Raw genomic sequence first — 21,892 nt, 5'->3', positions numbered from 1 at the left:
AGGTGGCAACGAAAAGTTGCTTTTCACATCAAATATACGTTTCGTGGCAACAATATCTATTTGCAGGAAAAATTGCTATAATTTATGAAGATTTCAATTTCCCTGTGAATGGAGGTGTCGCATTGGCCAATATACAACTGGTTAAAAACTTGAAGCGTTACAGAACGGCCCGCAAATTGACTCAAAAAGAACTTGGTAAAATGCTGAACATCTCCCGGCAGGCATATTCAAATTATGAAACCGGCAAAAGAACGCCGGATTTAGATCTGCTCCTTAAAATCGCACAGATTTATAACATCACACTGGACGATCTGATTAAACATCCCTACAGGGCAGACGGCATAATCCATGAAGATAAAGGACCGTTTCAACCAGGAATAGAACTCCTGACTGGTAACACCATATATCTTTCAGAAGAAGAGGTCGCAATTGTCCTGGGCGTCCGGAATGCAGGTGAAGACGTAAAAGCTGTAATCAAAAGGCTGCTTGCTGAATAGTGGAGGGTACGCGGACGCCGGAGGAGATGGGAATATGGCCTGGCTGAGGGCTGCCGGCGGCGGTAAGCGCCCCTAATCAAAAAGAGCATTGAAATATTGGACACCGCTGACATTCGCGTGAATGCCGATGCATTCACACTGCAGGTCAGCTCGCCTGCAGGGCTTGTGGCCCTGCAGGCGGTCCATATTTCAATGCTCTTTTTGATGAAGGGGCGCTAACCGCCGCCTATATGCCCTCAGCCAGGCCATATTCCCATCTCCTCCGGCTGGTTCATCATATCAGTACAACTCTATTCCCCGAGAGGGACTTCAGGACGGGAGCTGCGGATGTGAAACGGCGGCGCGGTAAGGGCAGCCCATCGGAGATAATGGAAAGTCCTGCAATCGTATCCTAAACGACTTGACATTCTGCTCTTACTCCAGCCATATCCACTACACAATCCCAGTCCCATACGCCTCTCCCAAAAAGGCCCCCATTCGAACCTCCCCTTTGATGCGCCCAGCTTTCCTGACCAGGAAGAAGTCCTCCCGCACAGCACCGCACACACACGGGCCGGACTTCTTCCTGGTCAGGAAAGCGCCCCTTTCGATCTTACTCCGCCAGTCCGAATCTGTCGTGTACTGCTATCATGGCTCTTTCTACGTCGTTTTCTTCGATCAGCACAGTGATCCGCACTTCGGACGTGGATATCATGTTGATATTTACACCTGCGTTGAACAGCGCCTCGAACATTTTTGCTGCCACACCCGGGTTGCTCATCATGCCCGCACCGACGATGGAGATTTTGGCCACGTTGTCTTTGTGTTCGATGGCCTGGATCGTCAACTCTTCTTTATTGTCACTCAAGATACTAAGCGTTTCTTCCAGGTCGTCCTGTGCAACGGTAAAGGAGATGTCTTTTGTCCCCTCACGTCCTACAGACTGAAGGATGATATCCACATTGATCCCCTTCCTTGCCAGTGTGTTGAATATTTTAAATGCCACGCCGGGCTTATCGTCTACACCGATCACGGAAACTCTGGATGTATTTTTGTCGGAAGCAACTCCGCTGATTAACATTTTCTCCAATTTCACTACCTCCTTGACTACCGTTCCTTCATTTCTGTTCAGACTGGAACGTACGACCAGCTGTACACCGTATTTTTTGGCCATCTCCACGGAACGGTTGTGGAGCACTCTCGCCCCCAGTGACGCGAGCTCCAGCATCTCATCATAACTGATGGCATCCAGTTTCCTCGCATTCGGCACGATCCGCGGATCGGCAGTGTATACGCCGTCCACATCCGTATAGATCTCGCAGGCATCCGCGTGAAGTGCAGCCGCAATGGCTACCGCGGTGGTGTCTGAACCGCCTCTGCCAAGTGTTGCATAATCCTCGTATTTATTCACGCCCTGAAAGCCTGTGACAACCACTATTTTTCTGGAATCCAGTTCGTGGCGTATTCTTTCGGATTCTACCCGTTTAAACCTGGCATTGCCGTAAGCAGATGTGCAGTGCATCCGTACTTGGAATGCATTCAGTGAGACGGCCGGCACTCCCAGCGAGTTGACGGCCATGGCCAGTAGAGACGCTGAGACCTGCTCTCCCGTTGTAAGCAGCATATCCATCTCTCTTTTCGACGGTTCTGCAGTGATTAACTTTGCTTTTTCTATGAGTTCATCCGTTGTGTCCCCCATTGCAGACAAGACAACGATCACGTCGTTTCCTTTTCTGTATTCTTCAATACAGCGCTCAGCCACGCGGAAAATGCATTCCCTGTCCGCAACTGAACTTCCCCCAAATTTTTTAACTATCAGCATGTTGTCCTCCTGGTTTCTGACCGGCTGCGCATTATTTCTGCTCAAAAAGATGGGAAATCAACGTGTGTCCCACTTCTTCAGTTATTCCGCTGCTACGAGCACTTTCTTCGTCGTAGGAAGCCAGGCCCTGCACCGCATTTCTGCTGTCAAATAGCAGGTATGGCACTGGATCTCCTGTATGAGTGCGCACGCTCACCGGTGTCGGATGATCCGGAAGTATCAGCATGCGGAACTCTTCCCCTGCCGCTTCCAGCATCTCCGCCGCCGGGCCGATGATATGGGCATCGATATTCTCAATGGCCGTAATTTTATTTTTATAACTGCCCTGATGCCCCATCTCATCCGGAGCCTCCACATGGATGTAAGCAAAATCATACCCCTCCTGTGTCAAAGCTTCCACAGCTGCCTTTGCTTTACCGGCATAATTGGTATGTAAACCGCCATTGGCTCCCTCCACTGAAATATTGTGCATTCCGGCTCCTGCCGCAATGCCTTTCAGCAGATCCACCGCTGAGATCATGGCGCCTTTCTTTCCGAACTTTTCCTCAAAGGAAGTCAGCATTGGCCTTGTGCCTGCTCCCCAGAACCAAGCGGAATTGGCCGGGTTCTTCCCCTGCCTCTTTCTCTCCACATTCAGCGGATGGACGGACAGTATGTCATAACTTTTTTCCATCATTTCCCGCAGGACAGGATCGGCGGGCAGATAGTCCCCGATTCTCCTGGTCAGAATATCATGGGGTGCAGTCAGATCCACTACTCTGCCCTCTTTCTGAATCAGAAGGTGTCTGTAGCTGGTTCCCACATAGAACTCGTAGCCTTCCCGCTCCAGTCCTTCCTTCAGTGCCTCTACGAGTACGGCCGCGTCCTCCGTGCTGATTTCATCGGAGCTGTGATCCACAATTACTCTGTCTTCATAACGGTCCTGCTCCTCCGTCAATGTCACAATATTGCAGCGGAAAGCAACGTCAGACGGTTCCATATCCACTCCGATACTCAACGCTTCCAGCGGGGATCTTCCGGTATAATATTCTTTTGGGTCATATCCGATCACAGACAGGTTCGCCGTATCGCTCCCGGGCGCCATCCCTGCAGGCACGGTACGAACCATGCCTATCTCTGATTTTGGCGCCAGTTTATCTGTGTTGGGAGTCGCAGCCGCCTGCAGCGGAGTTCTGCCGTCCAGATCCTCCAGCGGTTCATCTGCTGCTCCGTCACACAGTACAATTACATATTTCATGTTATGCCTCCAGTTTATTTTCAGGTCTTTATCTTAACCTTCTACACGTATCATATGCAGAATGCTTGGAAATTCTTTCGCATTTTCTTCATAAGTACCTTCTGTCATCACACCTGTAACGAAACCGAATTCGTTTTTCAGGCCTTCTGCCTTCACAATTTCGATTGGACCGAACTTGCTCTCCAGATGCGCCTTCATTGCATCGGCATCCCCCTGGATTCTTACAAAATACTTTTTACTGGTTGCCGAGATCGGCTGAAGGCTTAACTTTTCACTCTTCCACATGGTCATGATATTTCGGTTCAGATGCTTCGCCTCATCCACCACATCGGAAACAACCGCACTGGCCGTCGGCAGTTTTCCTGCTCCGCTGCCATAGAACATGGCGTCGCCAAGCACATTGCCATGGACAAATATGGCATTGAACACATCATTTACATTATAGAGCGGGTGCTCCTTGTGGAGCATGTAAGGAGCAACAATCGCATGCAGATTATCGCCGTCTCTTTTGCTGGAAGCGAGAAGCTTTATGGTCATACCGAGTGCTTTTGCATACATCATATCTTCTTTTGTGATATTGGTAATCCCTTCGGTATAGATATCTTCAAAATCTACCTGCTGCCCTGAAATCAGGGAGGACAGGATCGCAATTTTCCTGCAGGCATCGTAGCCTTCCACATCCGCCTCCGGGTTGCGCTCCGCATACCCGTTTGCCTGGGCTTCTTTCAGAACTTCATCGTAATCAGCTCCCTCATAGAACATTTTGCTCAGCATATAGTTGGTTGTTCCGTTGAGGATTCCTGTGATCTCTTCGATCTCATCGGCCGTCATGGATGAATTCAGGGGACGGATAATCGGGATGCCTCCTCCGACGCTGGCTTCAAACAAAAAGTTAATATTGTTGTCTCTTGCAATGGAGAGAAGTTCTGCCCCATGCTTTGCCACCAGAGCCTTGTTAGAGGTCGCTACACTTTTCCCAGCCTGCAGGCAGCGCTTGACGAAAGTATAAGCCGGCTCAATACCGCCCATAACCTCCACCACGATCTGCACGTCAGGATCATTTACGATTACGTCAAAATCGTGAACCAGTTTTTCCTGAATCGGATCTCCCGGAAAATCTCTGAGGTCCAGGACATATTTGATGTTGATCTCATCACCGACTCTCTGATTGATCCGCTTCCCGTTTGTATTGATGACCTCTACGACTCCCGAACCTACTGTACCGTATCCCATTACCGCTATATTTACCATGTTTTCCTCCTTTTTCCTTTTTCCCTTTTCCTTTTGCTATGGTTTCCTACTCAGATATGCGTTAATAAACGGGTCGAGATTGCCATCCATGACACCGTTCACATTACTGATTTCCATATTCGTACGATGGTCCTTCACCATCGTATAAGGCTGCATGACATAAGACCTGATCTGGCTTCCGAAGCCGATCTCTTTGACTTCGCCCCGGATTCCGGACACTTTATCCGCCTGCTCCTGCTGCTTGAGCAGATACAGCTTTGCCTTGAGCATCTGCATTGCCTTGTCCTTGTTCATATGCTGGGAACGCTCGTTCTGGCACTGAACAACAATCCCGGTAGGCTGATGCGTGATGCGGACAGCAGAAGATGTCTTATTGACGTGCTGCCCCCCTGCACCGCCGGAACGGTACGTATCGATCCTCAGGTCTTCCTCATTGATCTCAATGTCAATGTCATCCTCAATATCCGGGATCACATCGCAGGATGCGAACGATGTCTGCCGTTTACCGGCAGCATTAAACGGAGAGATTCTGACCAGACGGTGTACGCCCTTTTCGGAGCGCAGATATCCGTATGCGTTCTCTCCTTCCACCTCAAAAGTTACGCCCTTTATCCCGGCTACATCACCGTCCAGATAATCCAGCACTTCCAGTGAAAACCCCTTTTTCTCTGCCCAACGGCTGTACATCCGGTACAGCATGCTGGCCCAGTCGCAGGATTCCGTTCCGCCCGCACCGGCATGCAGGGTAACAATCGCATTACTGCTGTCGTATTCCCCTGTCAGTAGTGTCTGAATCCGCAGCGCCTCAAATTCTTCTTCGAAACGGGCCAGTTCTTCCTCAATCCCCTTTATGGTCTCCTCGTCCGGATCTTCCTCGCTCATCTCGATCAGTAGACCGATATCCTCATGGTCTCCGTAAAGCTGCTCAATCTGCTTGACAGACTCCTGGAGAGCCTTGAGATGCTGCATCGTATGCCGCGACTTTTCCGGCTCATCCCAGAAACCGGGTTCTTCTATCTTTCTTTCTAACTCTTCAATCCGCTCCTTCTTTGACGCTAAGTCAAAGTGAATCCCTCAGATCTTTCAGCGGTTCTTCGTATGCAATCAGTTTTGCTTTTAATTCGTCTAACAAAACCACCTTATTCACCTCTTTCTCATTTAAATGAGAATCTGCCACGACAGATTCTCATATACAGTGCAGTCATTTATTCTGCACTTTTGTTTATTTTTGTAACAGTTCAGGCCTGTCTGAAGTATTACTGATTTTTATGATCTTCTTCCGCAGCACTGTTTGTACTTCTTGCCGCTTCCGCACGGGCACGGGTCATTTGGATAGACCTTCTTTTCCTCCCGTTTTTTAGGAGCGCGGACCCCGCTCTCGTCCTTATTGGTACTGGTGACCTTTGCTACCTGTTCTCTTTCCACCTTCTGTTCAATACGGAGGTGGAACAGGGTGCGGATGGTTGTCTCAGCGATGGAGTTGGTCATCTCGCCGAACATATCATATCCCATCATCTTGTACTCAACAAGCGGGTCTCTCTGACCGTACGCCTGAAGCCCGATTCCCTGACGAAGCTGGTCCATATCGTCGATATGATCCATCCATCTGCCGTCAATGACTTTCAGCAGTACGACGCGCTCTACCTCACGCAAATGCTCTGCTTCCGGGAATTCCGCCTCTTTTGCCTCGTAAGCTTTTACGGCGCGTTCCTTCAGAAGGTGTTTCAACTCCTTCTGCTGCATTTCCTGCGCCTCTTTCACAGAAGGCAGCTTCAGCTGTGGGATGACCGCGTGCAGAGTCACATCCAGGCCAGTAAGATCCCACTCTTCTGCATCTACTTCCGATGACACGAAACGGTCCACTGTATTCTCCACGTATTCCGTGATCATGCTGTAAATCGTATCCCGCATGCTCTCGCCGTCCAGCACACGGCGTCTCTCGCTGTAAATAATCTCTCTCTGCTCGTTCATGACCTGATCATATTCCAGCAGATTCTTACGAATACCAAAGTTGTTGCTCTCGATCTTCTTCTGCGCCTTCTCAATCGCACTGGAAAGCATCTTGTGTTCGATCTGCTCTCCATCCTCTACTCCAAGTGTGCTGAACACGCTCATCAGCTTTTCGGAACCGAACAGACGCATCAGGTCGTCTTCCAGGGAAATGTAGAAACGGGATTCCCCCGGGTCTCCCTGACGTCCGGAACGCCCGCGCAGCTGGTTGTCAATTCGTCTGGACTCGTGGCGCTCCGTACCGATGATCTTCAGTCCGCCCGCGGCCTTTGCCTCATCATCCAGCTTAATATCTGTACCACGGCCCGCCATGTTTGTGGCGATCGTTACCGCGCCGTGCATACCGGCATCCGCTACGATCTCGGCCTCCATTTCATGATATTTGGCATTCAGGACTTTATGCGGGATCCCCGCTTTTTTCAGCATCTTACTCAGCAGCTCGGAGATCTCGATGGTAATAGTGCCGACCAGTACCGGCTGCCCCTTCGCGTGAGCTTTCTCGACTTCTTCCACAACCGCTTTGAACTTTTCTTTTTGAGTCTTATAAACCGCGTCCTCCAGATCCACTCTCTGTACCGGCTCATTGGTCGGTATCTCGATCACGTCCATGCCGTAAATGTCACGGAACTCTTTTTCCTCAGTGAGGGCCGTACCTGTCATACCGCTCTTTTTTTCGTATTTATTAAACAGGTTCTGGAATGTTATAGTCGCAAGTGTCTTACTCTCACGCCTTACCTTTACGTGCTCCTTCGCCTCAATTGCCTGATGCAGGCCGTCCGAATAGCGTCGTCCCGGCATGATACGTCCGGTAAATTCATCAACGATCACGACCTCCCCCTCCGGAGTCACTACATAATCCTGATCGCGGAACATCAGGTTGTGGGCGCGCAGAGCCAGAATGATATTGTGCTGGATCTCCAGGTTGTCGGCATCCGCCAGGTTTTCGATATGGAAGAACTTCTCTACCTTCTTCACACCGTCCTCTGTCAGGTTGACTGCTTTTTCCTTCTCATTGACGATAAAGTCTCCCGTCTCCTCGATATCTTCTCCCATAATGGCATTCATCTTGGAGAATTCGCCGCTGGCCTCGCCCCGTTCCAGCTGGCGTGCCAGTATATCACATGCCTCGTACAGCTTTGTGGACTTGTCGCTCTGACCGGAAATAATCAAAGGAGTTCTGGCCTCGTCGATCAAAACAGAATCGACCTCATCGATGATGGCGTAGTTCAGCCCTCTCTGTACAAGCTGCTCCTTATAAATGACCATGTTATCCCTCAGATAATCAAAGCCCAGCTCGTTATTGGTAACATATGTGATGTCACATTTATATGCCGCACGGCGCTCATCATTATCCATGGAGTTCAGGACTACCCCCACGGTCAGTCCCAGAAATTCATGAACCTTTCCCATCCACTCGGCATCACGCTTTGCAAGATAGTCATTGACTGTTACGATCTGCACGCCCTTTCCTTCCAGCGCGTTCAGATATGCAGGAAGTGTAGAAACCAGGGTCTTACCTTCACCGGTCTTCATCTCCGAGATACGCCCCTGATGAAGGATAATTCCGCCGATCAGCTGGACGCGGTAATGGCGCATTCCCAGACTTCTCTTTGCCGCTTCCCGAACGGTTGCATATGCCTCGGGAAGGATATCATCCAGGGTCTCCCCATCGGCAAGGCGTCTTTTGAATTCTCTTGTCTTGTCCTTTAATTCTGCGTCGGAAAGAGCCTGAAACTCTGGTTCCAACGAATCGATCCGATCCACGATTGGGTAAATACGCTTTAATTCATTTTCGCTGTGTGTTCCGAAAATCTTCTCTATAAAACCCATAATCTGTAATTTACTCCTTGTCTAAATTTACTCTACGCTCCATTCTAACACTATCTTCCAGTGAATTCAACAAATTCATTACTTGTTAATAATTCATTTACAGCTTTGCAATAATCTCATAGGGAATGTTTCCTCCGAATAAATCCAGCGCACTGCCAATTGTAAAATCCAGTTTTTTCCCGCTCACGGAAGCAAAGGTATCCAGATCTTCCATGCTGCCAATACCGCCTGCATATGTGACGGGCATTTTATTCCACCCACTTAACATACGTACAAGCTCCGTCTCCACACCGGAGGATTTTCCCTCCACATCGACACCGTGTACAAGGAATTCATCACAGGATGCAGAAAGCTTGTCCAGTACCTCAGGTGTAAGGCGGACATCGGTAAAGGTCTGCCAGCGGTTTGTTACAATGTAATATGCCCCGCCTCTCTTCCTGCAGCTCAGATCCAGTACGATATGTTTCCTTCCGACAGCGGACACCAGTCGTTTCAGATTTTCCTCATGGAACACTCCGTCCTGAAAGACGTAAGAAGTCACAATTACATGGCTGGCTCCCGCCTCCAGGTACTCTGCCGCATTACCTGCATGGATTCCTCCGCCGATCTGCATCCCTCCGGGGTATGCTGCGAGAGCGAGCAAAGCCTGTTTTTTTGTAGCTTCGTAATATTCCGAGGCGGCAGGGTTCAGTAGGATGATGTGGCCACCCTTGAGGCCGTCCCGCCGGTAAAGTCCGGCATACCACGCAGCGTCCAGCTCCGAAGCAAAATTGGTAACCGCCTGGTCCCCCTGGTCCCGCAGGCTGCCCCCTACGATCTGTTTCACCTTTCCGTTATGGATGTCAATACATGGTCTGAATTTCATCTTCTTCCTTTCTTGTTCAAGGGGGTCAGACCCCTTTGAACCTCATTGTCAAACATTTATCAATATCGGTTATCAAATATACGTGTAGATTTTTTCTCGCTTCTCGGCAGATCTCCGATTGATACAGGCATCACATTCACAGTAATACCGATTTTCGTCTTGAACGCCTTTTTCACAGCTTCTTCCGCCTGCTTTTTATCCACATTCTTGTTGACTTCCACAAACAGGGTGCAGACATCTTTTCCATTCATATGGTCCAGCATAAACTGGTACTCGCTGGAAGCTTCCGGTACTCCGCCCAGCATCTCTTCGATCTGGCTCGGGAAGATATTGACGCCTTTTACCTTTACCATATCGTCCGTTCTTCCGATCAGTGTATCGATCCGCGGGAACTTTGAACCGCACCTGCACTCTCCCGGTATGAAACGCGTCAGGTCATGGGTACGGTAACGGACAAGCGGCGCGCCCTGTTTGCGCAGGGTTGTAATCGCCAGCTCGCCGATTTCACCGTCGGGTACAGTTTTCCCTGTCTTTGGATCCACAATCTCAAAATACAGGTAGTCATCCCAGTAATGCATTCCGCATTCATAATCACAGCTCATGGCAATTCCCGGCCCATACACTTCCGTCAGCCCATAAATATCATACAGCTGAACCCCCAGCTCCGCGGCGATCCGTTTTCTCATCTTTTCGCCCCACCGCTCGGAACCGATCACGCCTTTTTTCAGATGTATCTTGTCAGAGATCCCCCTTTTTGCAATCTCCTCCGCCAAAAGCAGTGCATAAGAAGAAGTCGCACACAAAACGGTGGCTTTCATGTCCTTCATCATGCGAAGCTGTTTATCTGTGTTGCCTGGTCCCATCGGAATCGTCATTGCACCTAAATACTCAGCACCTGCCTGAAATCCGATACCGGCGGTCCACAGTCCGTATCCGGGAGTAATCTGAATTCTGTCCAGCGCCGTGATTCCGGCCATCTCGTAACAGCGGGCAAACATCTTCGCCCAGTCCTCCACATCCTTTTTGGTGTAGGGAATAATAACCGGAGTCCCCGTTGTCCCTGAGGAAGAATGAATTCTCACTACCTCTTCATCGGGCACGGCCTGCAGCCCCAAAGGATATGCCTCCCGCAGATCTCCCTTCCAGGTAAACGGCAGCTTTTCAAAGTCTTCCTGGCTCTGTATTTTAGAAACATCGATATCCTGAAACTTTTCTTTGTAAAAACAATCTTTGGATGTCAGCTGTTTCAGATTTTCTTTAATCAGCTCCAGCTGTAATTCTGTCATTTTCATATCTGCTCCCCTCTATGCCTGCTCAAACGCGGTCATTCCAAGTGTTAACGCTTTCCTGTTCATGTCCAGGAATTTTTCCTTCACGTTGCCGGCCACGGCACTTTCCATCTCTTCTGCGGAAATGTCCAGCACACCGCTGGCAGCCGCCGCGCCCAGCAGCGCCACATTCAGAACCCTGGAAGAACCCGCCTGCCGGCAGATCTCTTCTCCGTCCAATATGGCAAGGTTCTCTACATTTTTTTTCAGATATTCCAGCATCTCGGTTCCTTCATATGTACTGCCGCTCAGCGTGGCCGTAACCGGCTTTACTGTCTTGCTGCTGACGATCACTGTACCGCCCTCTTTTAAATACGGCAGACAGCGCACCGCCTCTGCCGGTTCAAATGCCAGCAGCATATCCGCACTTTTCAGCGGAATCAACGGAGAATGCACCTCTGTCCCCATCCGCACATGGCTCACAACTGAGCCGCCGCGCTGTGCCATCCCGATGGTCTCCGTCGTCCTCACAAATTTTCCCTGCTCCATAGCCGCATAGGCAATCAGTTTGGAGGCAAGCACAACGCCCTGACCTCCGACTCCGCATAACAGACAACTTTTATTCATCGCTTTCCACCTCCCCGATTGCACCTGACGGACATACCTGGCTGCACAGACCGCATCCATAACACAAAGACGGCTCCACCACAATTTCACCGCCATTTACTATAATTGCCGGGCATCCAAGCTGGCTGATGCAGACCTTGCATTTTGTACAGGACTCCTGCTTTACCTCATATAATTTTCCCGGTTTTGCTACCGCAATACACGGAGACTTGAAGATCACGGCACGCACACCCTTTTCTTTGGCCGCCCTCTTCACCGTATCTGCCGCAAGCTCCAGGTTCAGCGGATCAACGGTCTCAATCCACGTTAACCCGATTCCCCGCAAAATATTCTCGATGCTGATTTTGGCCGCAACCTCCCCCATCATGGTTACACCTGTTCCGGGATGGGGCTGGTGGCCGGTCATCGCCGTTGTGGAATTATCCAGCACAATCAGCACAATGTCCGTCTGATTGTAAACCGCATTCACAACCCCTGTAATACCGGAAGCAAAAAACGTGGAATCTCCGATGAACGCAAAGTTCACCGCGTCTGGTTCTATAATATGTAATCCCTGGGCGATCGTTACATCTGCCCCCATACAGAGACAGGTATCCACCATATCCAGCGGCTTCGCGTTTCCCAGGGTATAACAGCCGATATCCCCGCTGAATACCGCCTTTTTCCCGCGCATTGCCTTCTTCACCGCATAGAAGGAAGCTCTGTGGGGACACCCGGCACACAGAACCGGAGGCCTGACCGGCAGCTGCGGTATATCCCCCCGGGCGCCGCAGAGCTCTTTCGAATCAGTTTCTTCGGTTCCGAGAAAACGCCCCAGATCCCCCCTGATACTTTCCACACTGTTTTCCCCCGCATTCTTCGTATCATGCGTAAGTTTTCCACAAATCTTTGCATTCAGATGGTATTTACCCACAATCTGAAGCAGTTCCTTTTCAATCACCGGATCCAGTTCTTCCAGTACCAGCACTTCATCCAGGTCCTCCATAAATTCCTTCGCCAGACGCTCCGGAAACGGATGAGGCGTGCTGATCTTCAAAAGCGGCACATCCTCCGGTATCACTTCGCTCGTATATGCAAAACTCACCCCGCCAGAGACAACGCCTTTCCTGCCTTTTCCTTCCCTTCGCAGGTTCTTGTCGTAGGAAGAAAACACTTCCGACAGTTCCACATTTCTCGCTTCGATCTTGATATGATTCTGGTAGGAAAGCCTGGGAAAAATAACCCAGCGCATGGTATCCTTGATAAACCCTTCCGGCTCGGGCACATCCAGCTTTGGCAGCAGATCAATGCTAACACAGGCGTGACACACTCTTGTCGTCGGGCGGAAAAGAACCGGTGTCTGGTACTTTTCCGAATACGCAAAAGCATCCGCAATCATCAGATATGCCTCATCCGGCGATGATGGATCAAACACAGGCAGCTTCGAGAATTGTGCAAAATGTCTTGTATCCTGTTCCGTCTGTGAAGAAATCGGTCCCGGATCATCCGCCGACACAATCACCATACCGCCTTTTACCCCAACATAGGCAAGACTCATCAGAGGGTCGGAAGCCACATTCAGCCCCACCTGTTTCATCGTAACCAGCGTTCTGGCACCAGCATAAGCGGCTCCTGCGCCGACTTCCATAGCGGCCTTCTCATTGGTAGACCACTCCACGTGAATGCTCCCGTCATTATGCTTAGCAACTGTCTCCAGAATCTCTGTCGACGGCGTCCCCGGATAACCGGCCACCATTCTCACACCGGCACGGACAGCGCCCAGGGCAATCGCCTCGTTGCCCATAACAAGCTTTCTTTCCATACTCATAATATGTACTCCTTTACTTTTGTTTCTTTACGTATTCGAATTATATCTTAACTTATGAAATGTCTCATTTTGCTATTTTACCACAGTAAACTTGAAAAAACCAGGGGTCTGACCCCTATGAACCTCGAATTCTTAATTGTTTGAAACAATTAAGAAAATGGGGCGCATAGGGGTCAGACCCCTTTGCAGATTCTGCCGTGTTTTCCTACTGGTTGTCTGCAGCATTGTTATCTGTGTTGTTAGCTGCATCATTATTATTTACATCTTTGTCGTTTGTATTTCTGTCTTCCAGATTATCCTTTTCAGGACCATTGTTATCTGTAAGATCATCAGCAGCATCATCTACAGCATCAGTTGCATCATCCACTGCGTTATCTACCGCACCATCACCTTTATTATCCTTGGTGTCTTTGCCGTTTGTAGCATCGTTCATATTCTTCTCGTCTGTTGTATTTGTTTTTCCATCGTTTGTGTTCTTATCTGTACCACATGCTGTTACACCGCAAAGTACTCCAACACACATCATTAATAATAAAAACTTTTTAAATCTTTTCATTTTATTTCTCCCTTTCCATTCATAATCTTGTGTTAGTAATATTTGCAATTTCAGAATGTTTATGTGTGGGAAAAATTTCTATTTTACCAGGAACCTCGGATGCTATTCTTTCCCGGCGGCCTCGCGGAGTTTTTTCATCGCATGTTCTTCTATCTGACAGATCCGCTCTTTTGACACATTCAGCTCCCGTCCGACTTCTTCCTGGGTGTGGACCCTGCCATTCTCCAGCCCAAAGCGCATGCTGATTACATGACGTTCCCTCTCGCTCAGACTCTCCAGGAGATGAAGCACTTCTTCTTTTTGAATTAAAATATTCACCGCATCTTCGGGAGTCTTTTCTTCCTGGTCCTCAATATGATCTTCCAGAATATCATCCTCTTCCGCCCCCGTGGGAGCCTCCAGTGAAACCGGGGGTTCAAGAAATGCCAGCACGCTTTTCACTTCCTCTTCTGACTTATCTCCAATCCTTCCCGCAATCTCGCCTGCAGTGGCCGCGCGCCCCAGTTCCTGACGCAGTTCATTCGAAACTTTCTGTACCTTTTTTATATTCTCCGCAACATAAGCCGGCACACGGATTTCTCGGGACTGTTCATCTATCGCACGTTTCATGGCCTCCTCAATAAAGCTGCGTGCATAATCGGAAAATGCGCCGTCCCTTGTATAATCAAACATTTCTACCGCCTGCATCAGCCCAATACTGCCTTCCTGGATCAGATCCAAAAACTGCAGGCCGCGCCCGCTGTACTGCCCGGCGGCTGACACGACCAGGCAAAGATTCGCCTCCTCCAGCCTCCGTTTCGCGTCTGTGTCCCCTGCCGCGACTCTTTTCCCCAGTTCAAGCTCCTCACCGGCACTGAGCGGAGGAATGCTCCCAATCTCTTTCAAATAGATCTTCAGAGGTTCCGTCACCTCTACATTATCAGGTATTGAAAATCCCTGCCCTGCATATTTTCCCATGTCATTTCCAAGCCTTTCTGTCTTAATGTTTCTCTATGTGCAGACTGCCCGGAAAATGGATTCCGGGCAGTCCCTCGTTTCTTATATTTTTTCGATAATTTCACCACTTCGATATGCCGCAAGCAGCCTTTCCAGATCTGCTACCTGCTCCTTAAGTTCTTTTCCAATATCCGTATCACCGACCAGGCGCCGCTCCAGCACCCGCTTTACCACCATATAATCCGAATGGATATCGCTCTCCTTCTGGATCGCCGCTTCCGTGGATTCAAAAGGCTCATGTGCAACCAGAAGCAGTCCGTAAGAATTGTATATCAACGTATAACCAGCAATTCCCGTCTCCTTCTGGTAAGCCTTCGAAAATCCACCGTCAATCACAAGCACCTTGCCGTTGCATTTTATGGGGCTTTCTCCATTCTTGCATTTTACAGGGACATGACCGTTGACAACATGCGCTTCATCCGGACAAAGACCGAACTCCCGCATAATATTGTCGATCACCTCTTCTTTCTCGAGAAGATAATAATACGGATTCTTCTTCTCCACATGTGTTTCCTTCTCTGCAAGGAAGTATCTCTCAAATGTTGCCATTTTATTCTTGCCAAACAGCGGAGAATTCGGATTCAGCCAGATATACCACATCATATCCTTGCCGTCCTCCCGTTCCCTCTCATTCAATGCAAAAAATCCTTTTCTCAGATACCGGTCCAGGGCATCATACAGTGACTTTCCTTTAAACTTTCTTCCGAACAGAGAAACTTCCTTCAGGCTGCCGTCTTCGTTCAGAGGCACACAGCCGTGATACAGCAGATTATGATTATAAACCTTGTACAGGCTGCCCTTTGCAAGCAGAAAACGCATATGTTCCTGCAGTTTCTCGCAGCCGAGAAATGCGCGCTCCATACGCTCCATGATCTCTTCCTCTTCCTCCGAAAGCTTATAGGGATCTTTGGGGTCTATTGTCGGGAAATTCGTATCCAGAAGAGGATAATCCGTCCCGTCAAGGTTAACCGTCCCTTTCTCAAAATTAATCCTGTGCAGAAGAGCCCTGTCATCCAGTCCAAAATCCTTATGGCGCTTTATAATCTGCCCCTCCACCTTAAACTGGATAATGGAAATCGCCTTGTGCATCCTAAGATCCATCTCCATCTCCGCCTTATTCGCCTTTTCCGGACCCTTCAGTGCAAAACAGGTGCACGGATCATCCCCGTAAGTCCGCAGCGCAAATGTAGCCAGCGGAAGCAGGTTAATTCCATAGCCGTCCTCCAGGATATCCAGATTGCCGTACCTCGCGCAGATACGCACCACATTCGCCATGCAGCCTCTCTGACCGACCGCCGCGCCCATCCAGAGGACGTCGTGGTTGCCCCACTGGATATCCAGGGAGTGATAGGTCATCAGTTTATCCATAATGATATGAGGGCCCGGGCCTCTGTCATAAATATCTCCCACAATATGTAAATGATCCACGACAAGACGCTGGATCAGTTCCGAGATCGCCGCGATAAACTCCTCCGCCCGGCCGATTCGGATAATGGTCTTAATAATCTCATTATAATAAGATTCCTTATCATTTACTTCCACCTTCTCCGTAATCAGTTCTTCGATCACGTATGCGAAATCCTTCGGAAGCGCCTTTCTTACCTTGGACCGGGTATACTTGCTCGCCGCCCGTTTGCTAACTTCAATCAGACGGTACAGATTGATCTTGTACCAGTCCTCCATATTGCTCTCCACTTTTTTCACCTGGGCCATCTTGTCCTTGGGATAATAAATCAGCGTAGCCAGAGACTGCTTGTCCCTGGAGCTTAAGGTATTGCCGAAAACATCGTCTATCTTTCTTCTCACCGAACCAGACCCATTCTTCAGTACATGTGCAAACGCCTCGTACTCCCCATGGATGTCTGTCAAAAAATGTTCGGTTCCCTTGGGCAGATTTAAAATTGCCTGCAGATTAATAATCTCTGTTGAAGCCGCGGCAATCGTCGGATATAAATCAGAGAGCCGCTCAAGATATCTTGTTTCCAGATCTTTCATAATACTTCCTCCCCATACATTGTGATGGTTTCAATCCACGCTTATCATGTTAAAATTGAATCACATCACTCATATCATACATACCGGCCTCTTTACCTGCCAGGAATTTGGCCGCCTCCACTGCACCCTTTCCAAAAACACTTCTGGAATAAGCCGTATGCCTGAACTCGATCACCTCGTCCGGGCCGGCAAAAATCACCTCGTGATCCCCGACAATCGTTCCGCCGCGGACCGCTGAGATGCCCATCTCCTTCTGTTCCCTCTTTTTACGCACCTGGCTTCTGTCATATACATAAGTATATTCATGATTCAGCGCCTCATTCATAGAATCTGCCAGCGCAAGGGCCGTGCCGCTGGGAGCATCCACCTTCTGGTTATGGTGCCTCTCCACCAGTTCAATATCGTAGCCCGCCGGAGCCAGCACCTTCGCGGCATCCTTAAGCATTTTCAGAAGAAGGTTGATTCCCATGGACATATTCGCCGACTTCAGCACTGCGACCTTTTTGGATACCTCACTGACCCTTTTGAGCTGTTCATTTGACAGGCCGGTTGTGCAGAGCACCACAGGAACCTGCTTTTCCACACAATAGTCCAGGAGCCCGTCCACCGCTCCGGCGTTTGAAAAATCAATCGCCACGTCCACATCCACATCACAGGATTCCACGTTCTCAAATACAGGATAGTCGTTGGCAAGCCCTGTATAAGCATCCACGCCTGCGGCAATCTCCACCTGTTCATCATCCCTGATAAGTCCTGTAATCATCTGTCCCATCTTTCCGTTGCAGCCATGCATTAAAACCTTTATCATATCTGTCCCTCCCGAGCCTTTTCATATAATGTACGGAACTCTCAAAGGAGTCCCTCTATATAAAAAAGGATACCACATTTGAGCCAGTTACTCAACGTATGATATCCCTTTCACAATCATATATTTACCGAATTAAGCAAGCTTAATCCCGAAATCAGCCATTGCTTTTGCCAGATTTGCCGCATTCTTTTCCGTCATCTCTGTCAGTGGCATTCTCAGGCCGCCTACTTCCATGCCCATAAGGTTCGCCGCCTTCTTGACCGGTATCGGATTCACCTCACAGAACAGCTGCTCGATCAGCGGCAGCGCCTTAAGCTGCAGCGCACGGCTGCCTTCCAGATCTCCCTTGAAAAACTTCTCACAGATATCGTGCGTTTCTCTCGGAGCAATATTGGCCAATACAGAAATCACTCCCTTGCCGCCCAGAGCCATCAAAGGTATAATCTGATCGTCATTGCCGGAATAGAGGTCAATCTTTCCGTCTGTCAGCTGCATAATCTTCGTAATCTGGGAAATATCCCCGGATGCCTCCTTAACAGCCACGATGTTCTCCACCTCGCTGGCCATCTGCGCTACTGTAGCCGGTTCAATATTCATGCCGGTTCTGCTCTTTACGCTGTATAAAATGATCGGAGCCTTTGCCTCCTGCGCAATCGCCTTATAATGCGCAACAAGCCCGGCCTGTGTGGCCTTATTATAGTAAGGAGTCACGACAAGCAGGCCGTCAGCCCCATCCTCCGCAGCTTCCTTTGACATCTCCACCGCGGTGCGGGTGCAGTTGGATCCGGTCCCGGCGATTACCGGAATCCGTTTCTTCGTGCGCTCTATCGTAAACTTAATACAATCCATATGTTCTTCTTCTGTTAATGTAGAAGATTCGCCTGTCGTACCACAAATAATAATACTGTCTGTGCCATTCTCACAATGGTAGTTTATCAACTCATCGAGCTTATCATAATTCACACTGCCATCTGCCTTAAATGGGGTAATCAAAGCCACGCCGGCTCCTTCAAAAATTGACATATACATCCTCCTAATCTAATTCGCTTATCTCTTCCAAAGTTTAACATTAAAAATGGTTGATGTCAACGTAAAGAAAGAGCGTCATTTTCCTAAATGACACTCCTTCGGTTACTGTTCAGACCGTGCCGTGCACCCCGCTGCACGGCATCGGAGCCGATGATGTGATGGTCTCGGGGCATCTGCCCCCGCCATAGGCGACTTTAAATGGACAGATGCCGTTACTGTGCACGCCCGCAGGGTGTGCACAGTAACACTCCTTCGTCCTTCTATCTTTAATCTTCCATACATTCAAGTTTACTTACAGATACTTCATACGCTATGCGTGTCTCCGTTTCTGTCTCAGATAATTTTTTTACATACTCCCGGCTCTGGATTCTGCCCAGAATCTGCACATGCTCTCCCACCTCAAAACCGGATGCATATCTGGCATTTCTGCCCCAGCAGATGCATGGAATATAATCTGATTTACCATAAGGCCTGTTCACTGCCAGCAGCAGGTCTGCGATCTCACGTCCAAGCGGCGTTTTCCGGTACACGGGCTTTTTGCATATGTATCCTTCCAGCAGTATGTGGTTTGTCTTTGCCCCGTCCAGCTCCTCGTCGATAAATTCAACTTCCCGCACAAATACAGATAACACCAGCCTGTTCTTCTGCTCTTCATGGCGGTTGTAAGAGCGGAACTGCCCGGAGGCCATAATGAATTCCCCTGTATAATCCTGGGTCACATCAATAAGTCTCTCTGAAATCATAAGCGGAATCCGGTCATCGGAATTGCTGAGCCTTTTCACAAGCACATCCACCATATAAAAACCTTCCCCGAATACCTCGTGGCTGTATGTGAATTTTGAAGCCACCTCGCCCATGATTGTTACCTGATTGTTTTCAATAATCTTATCTGACATAATTTTGTAGTTCTCCCTTCCTCTGAGTGGTATTTTTGAGTCAATACTAAGTCTATGAACATGACATATGCTTTAGAACGAAAAGCAGGTTTGAATCGTTCGACAAAGTTTTGAGATCCGGGCGAAAATTGTCCAAATAGCATGAAGAATATCGTAAAATTGCATTCCGTCTCCGCTGCCTTCTGTAAATGTGCCTTCCCTTCCGTAATTTTTTGTGATAGAATAAAAAAGTTGTAACCACATATCATAAGTAGGAAAGAGTGTTGAAAATTATGAAAACAAAACGTGAAGATATTAGAAACATCGCGATTATCGCCCACGTTGACCACGGCAAGACCACCCTGGTCGACGAACTTTTAAAACAAAGCGGTGTTTTCCGCGAGAACCAGGAAGTCGCAGAGCGTGTCATGGACTCCAATGACATCGAGAGGGAACGAGGTATCACAATTCTCTCCAAAAATACTGCCGTCTTCTATAAAGGAACCAAAATCAATATCATCGATACGCCCGGGCATGCTGATTTCGGCGGAGAGGTAGAGCGCGTCCTCAAAATGGTCAACGGCGTTGTCCTCGTTGTGGATGCTTTTGAAGGTGCTATGCCGCAGACCAAATTCGTGCTGCGCAAGGCGCTGGAGCTGGAGCTGCCCGTGATCGTCTGCATCAATAAAATAGACAGGCCAGAGGCAAGACCCGATGAAGTCATCGACGAAGTGCTGGAACTTTTCATGGATCTGGACGCCTCCGATGAGCAGCTGGACTGCCCCTTCATCTACGCTTCCGCCAAGTCCGGAATTGCCGTGCTGGACCTGACTGACGATGAGAAGGACATGCAGCCTTTATTTGAAACAATCCTGGACTATATCCCGGCGCCGGAAGGCGACCCGGAAGCGCCGACACAGGTGCTGATCAGTACCATTGACTACAACGAATACGTGGGACGGATCGGAGTCGGAAAAGTAGACAACGGAACGATTTCCGTCAACCAGGATATGGTACTTGTAAACCATCACGATCCGGATAAACTGGAAAAGGTAAAGATCAGCAAGCTGTACGAATTCGACGGCCTCAGCAAGGTGGAAGTCAAAGAAGCAAGCATTGGTTCCATCGTTGCCATTTCCGGTATCTCCGGTATTTCCATCGGAGACACCCTGTGTTCTCCCGACTGCCCGGAGGCGATTCCTTTCCAGAAGATCTCCGAGCCCACGATATCCATGCAGTTCATTGTCAATGACAGCCCTTTTGCGGGCAAAGAAGGAAAATATGTCACCTCCCGCCACATCAGAGACCGTCTGTTCCGAGAGTTAAACACCGACGTCAGCCTCCGCGTGGAGGAAACGGAAAATGCAGACAGCTTCAAGGTATCCGGACGCGGCGAACTGCACCTGTCTGTCCTGATCGAAAATATGAGACGCGAAGGCTATGAATTTGCCGTAAGCAAGGCAGAGGTCCTCTACAGAACGGATGAAAACGGCAAAAAGCTAGAGCCCATGGAAATTGCCTATGTGGACGTCCCCGACGAATTTACAGGGACCGTCATCGACAAGCTGAGCCAGCGCAAGGGGGAACTGCAGAACATGGGCGCCTCCAACGGCGGCTATACACGTCTGGAATTTTCCATCCCATCCAGAGGACTGATCGGATACAGAGGAGAATTTCTAACCGATACAAAAGGAAACGGAATCCTCAACACCAGCTTTGACGGCTATGCGCCCTACAAGGGGGATATTCAGTACCGCAAGCAGGGTTCCCTGATTGCCTTTGAGAATGGGGAGTCCGTAACCTACGGATTATTCAGCGCCCAGGAGCGAGGCACCTTATTTATCGGCCCCGGTGAAAAAGTATATGCAGGTATGGTAATCGGCCAGAATGGGAAAGCTGAAGATATCGAACTAAATGTCTGCAAGACCAAGCATCTGACCAACACCCGTTCTTCCAGCGCGGATGAAGCATTAAGGCTCACCACGCCGCGCATATTAAGCCTGGAAGAGGCGCTGGATTTCATTGATACCGACGAACTGCTGGAAGTTACGCCGCAGTCACTGCGTATCCGCAAGAAAATCCTGGATTCCAGAATGCGCAAAAGAAGTAATGCAAAATAAAAGCAGGCTTATAAAACTCGCGCCTGTGGCGGCTGCACTGCGGCATCTGTCTCTTACGCCACAGTGCGCCTCCCGCCGGGGGCTTTTTGTTTTTTAAGTGGATTATCCAATAAATGCTATAACACCCTTCGTTCTGCATTCGTTTATTGCGTGCATCATTTCCCCACAGTTCGGGCTCCGCATGGCAAAGCTTACGTTGGGAAAAATTAGAAGAATTGAAGTGATTCGTTCTATACAATAAAGTTTTTACATGCTATAATATTTACATAATACAAGCAGTAAACATACGACTGTCTGTATAATATGAACAAAAGGAGTTG

Annotated in this window: 17 protein-coding genes; 2 read left to right on the top strand and 15 right to left on the bottom strand. The window is 49.1% G+C overall.

The annotated features are described in order from the left end of the window. Positions 1-2: 2 nt before the first annotated feature. Positions 3-497 (top strand): helix-turn-helix transcriptional regulator, encoded by a 495-nt coding sequence (locus tag GKG43_RS06350; RefSeq protein ID WP_242857579.1) that lies wholly within the window; start codon positions 3-5, stop codon positions 495-497. A 592-nt stretch (positions 498-1,089) separates the two neighbouring features. Here the strand turns inward: GKG43_RS06350 and GKG43_RS06345 are convergent. From GKG43_RS06345 to GKG43_RS06275, 15 genes are all read right to left on the bottom strand, one after another. Beyond that, the gene (locus GKG43_RS06345; RefSeq protein ID WP_050640958.1) at positions 1,090-2,298 is read right to left on the bottom strand and encodes an aspartate kinase; all 1,209 of its coding nucleotides are present in this window, start codon (positions 2,296-2,298) and stop codon (positions 1,090-1,092) included. Between the two features lie 31 nt (positions 2,299-2,329). Next, positions 2,330-3,535: a cofactor-independent phosphoglycerate mutase gene (locus GKG43_RS06340; protein ID WP_050640959.1), complete on the bottom strand. Its 1,206-nt coding sequence runs from the start codon at positions 3,533-3,535 to the stop codon at positions 2,330-2,332. Between the two features lie 33 nt (positions 3,536-3,568). Next, positions 3,569-4,786, bottom strand: a complete 1,218-nt coding sequence (locus GKG43_RS06335; protein ID WP_050640960.1) for a homoserine dehydrogenase — start codon at positions 4,784-4,786, stop codon at positions 3,569-3,571. Positions 4,787-4,822: 36 nt separating this feature from the next. Further along, positions 4,823-5,924 (bottom strand): peptide chain release factor 2 gene (prfB, locus tag GKG43_RS06330; protein WP_129878883.1). Its coding sequence is split into 2 segments (ribosomal slippage): positions 4,823-5,848 and positions 5,850-5,924, totalling 1,101 coding nucleotides; the frame shifts between segments, so codons are not numbered across the junction. Between the two features lie 128 nt (positions 5,925-6,052). Then, a complete protein-coding gene (gene secA, locus GKG43_RS06325; RefSeq protein WP_050640962.1) occupies positions 6,053-8,626 on the bottom strand; it encodes a preprotein translocase subunit SecA in 2,574 nt (857 codons plus the stop codon). Between the two features lie 97 nt (positions 8,627-8,723). Further along, on the bottom strand, positions 8,724-9,491 hold the full coding sequence (hisA, locus tag GKG43_RS06320) for a phosphoribosylformimino-5-aminoimidazole carboxamide ribotide isomerase (protein WP_050640963.1): 768 nt from the start codon (positions 9,489-9,491) through the stop codon (positions 8,724-8,726). A 59-nt stretch (positions 9,492-9,550) separates the two neighbouring features. Then, complete coding sequence (locus tag GKG43_RS06315; RefSeq protein ID WP_050640964.1) at positions 9,551-10,783, bottom strand: phenylacetate--CoA ligase; 1,233 nt, start codon at positions 10,781-10,783, stop codon at positions 9,551-9,553. 12 nt (positions 10,784-10,795) lie between these two features. Next, positions 10,796-11,386 carry an indolepyruvate oxidoreductase subunit beta gene (locus GKG43_RS06310; RefSeq protein WP_050640965.1) on the bottom strand — a complete coding sequence of 197 codons (591 nt, stop codon included), beginning with the start codon at positions 11,384-11,386 and terminating at the stop codon, positions 10,796-10,798. Continuing rightward, positions 11,379-13,187 carry an indolepyruvate ferredoxin oxidoreductase subunit alpha gene (gene iorA, locus GKG43_RS06305; protein WP_129878882.1) on the bottom strand — a complete coding sequence of 603 codons (1,809 nt, stop codon included), beginning with the start codon at positions 13,185-13,187 and terminating at the stop codon, positions 11,379-11,381. The genes GKG43_RS06310 and iorA overlap by 8 nt, the downstream gene beginning before the upstream one ends. A gap of 211 nt (positions 13,188-13,398) precedes the next feature. After that, complete coding sequence (locus GKG43_RS06300; protein WP_050640966.1) at positions 13,399-13,749, bottom strand: hypothetical protein; 351 nt, start codon at positions 13,747-13,749, stop codon at positions 13,399-13,401. Between the two features lie 102 nt (positions 13,750-13,851). Then, positions 13,852-14,706 carry a sigma-70 family RNA polymerase sigma factor gene (locus GKG43_RS06295; RefSeq protein ID WP_055153091.1) on the bottom strand — a complete coding sequence of 285 codons (855 nt, stop codon included), beginning with the start codon at positions 14,704-14,706 and terminating at the stop codon, positions 13,852-13,854. A gap of 81 nt (positions 14,707-14,787) precedes the next feature. Next, the gene (locus GKG43_RS06290) at positions 14,788-16,740 is read right to left on the bottom strand and encodes a fructose-bisphosphatase class III (RefSeq protein ID WP_050640968.1); all 1,953 of its coding nucleotides are present in this window, start codon (positions 16,738-16,740) and stop codon (positions 14,788-14,790) included. A gap of 49 nt (positions 16,741-16,789) precedes the next feature. Beyond that, complete coding sequence (dapB, locus tag GKG43_RS06285; protein WP_050640969.1) at positions 16,790-17,548, bottom strand: 4-hydroxy-tetrahydrodipicolinate reductase; 759 nt, start codon at positions 17,546-17,548, stop codon at positions 16,790-16,792. A 132-nt stretch (positions 17,549-17,680) separates the two neighbouring features. Next, on the bottom strand, positions 17,681-18,571 hold the full coding sequence (gene dapA, locus GKG43_RS06280; RefSeq protein WP_050640970.1) for a 4-hydroxy-tetrahydrodipicolinate synthase: 891 nt from the start codon (positions 18,569-18,571) through the stop codon (positions 17,681-17,683). Positions 18,572-18,843: 272 nt separating this feature from the next. Continuing rightward, positions 18,844-19,473: a single-stranded DNA-binding protein gene (locus GKG43_RS06275; RefSeq protein ID WP_025655625.1), complete on the bottom strand. Its 630-nt coding sequence runs from the start codon at positions 19,471-19,473 to the stop codon at positions 18,844-18,846. A 272-nt stretch (positions 19,474-19,745) separates the two neighbouring features. Here GKG43_RS06275 and typA point away from each other — a divergent pair, with 272 nt between their 5' ends. Continuing rightward, entirely contained in the window at positions 19,746-21,572 is a 1,827-nt protein-coding gene (gene typA / locus GKG43_RS06270) for a translational GTPase TypA (RefSeq protein WP_050640971.1), read from the top strand. Positions 21,573-21,892 lie beyond the last annotated feature (320 nt).

Source organism: Eubacterium sp. BIOML-A2 (assembly GCF_009680135.1).
Classification (GTDB): domain Bacteria; phylum Bacillota; class Clostridia; order Lachnospirales; family Lachnospiraceae; genus Faecalicatena; species Faecalicatena contortus_B.
The sequence above is the reverse complement of the archived record's forward strand: the minus strand, read 5'-3'. Positions and strand labels throughout refer to the sequence as shown.

Coding starts and splice junctions, on each gene's coding strand:
- GKG43_RS06345 (WP_050640958.1), bottom strand. CDS start 2,298: ATGCTGATAGTTAAAAAATTTGGGGGAAGTTCAGTTGCGGACAGGGAA.
- GKG43_RS06340 (WP_050640959.1), bottom strand. CDS start 3,535: ATGAAATATGTAATTGTACTGTGTGACGGAGCAGCAGATGAACCGCTG.
- GKG43_RS06335 (WP_050640960.1), bottom strand. CDS start 4,786: ATGGTAAATATAGCGGTAATGGGATACGGTACAGTAGGTTCGGGAGTC.
- secA (WP_050640962.1), bottom strand. CDS start 8,626: ATGGGTTTTATAGAGAAGATTTTCGGAACACACAGCGAAAATGAATTA.
- hisA (WP_050640963.1), bottom strand. CDS start 9,491: ATGAAATTCAGACCATGTATTGACATCCATAACGGAAAGGTGAAACAG.
- GKG43_RS06315 (WP_050640964.1), bottom strand. CDS start 10,783: ATGAAAATGACAGAATTACAGCTGGAGCTGATTAAAGAAAATCTGAAA.
- GKG43_RS06310 (WP_050640965.1), bottom strand. CDS start 11,386: ATGAATAAAAGTTGTCTGTTATGCGGAGTCGGAGGTCAGGGCGTTGTG.
- iorA (WP_129878882.1), bottom strand. CDS start 13,187: ATGGAAAGAAAGCTTGTTATGGGCAACGAGGCGATTGCCCTGGGCGCT.
- GKG43_RS06300 (WP_050640966.1), bottom strand. CDS start 13,749: ATGAAAAGATTTAAAAAGTTTTTATTATTAATGATGTGTGTTGGAGTA.
- GKG43_RS06295 (WP_055153091.1), bottom strand. CDS start 14,706: ATGGGAAAATATGCAGGGCAGGGATTTTCAATACCTGATAATGTAGAG.
- GKG43_RS06290 (WP_050640968.1), bottom strand. CDS start 16,740: ATGAAAGATCTGGAAACAAGATATCTTGAGCGGCTCTCTGATTTATAT.
- dapB (WP_050640969.1), bottom strand. CDS start 17,548: ATGATAAAGGTTTTAATGCATGGCTGCAACGGAAAGATGGGACAGATG.
- dapA (WP_050640970.1), bottom strand. CDS start 18,571: ATGTCAATTTTTGAAGGAGCCGGCGTGGCTTTGATTACCCCATTTAAG.
- GKG43_RS06275 (WP_025655625.1), bottom strand. CDS start 19,473: ATGTCAGATAAGATTATTGAAAACAATCAGGTAACAATCATGGGCGAG.
- typA (WP_050640971.1), top strand. CDS start 19,746: ATGAAAACAAAACGTGAAGATATTAGAAACATCGCGATTATCGCCCAC.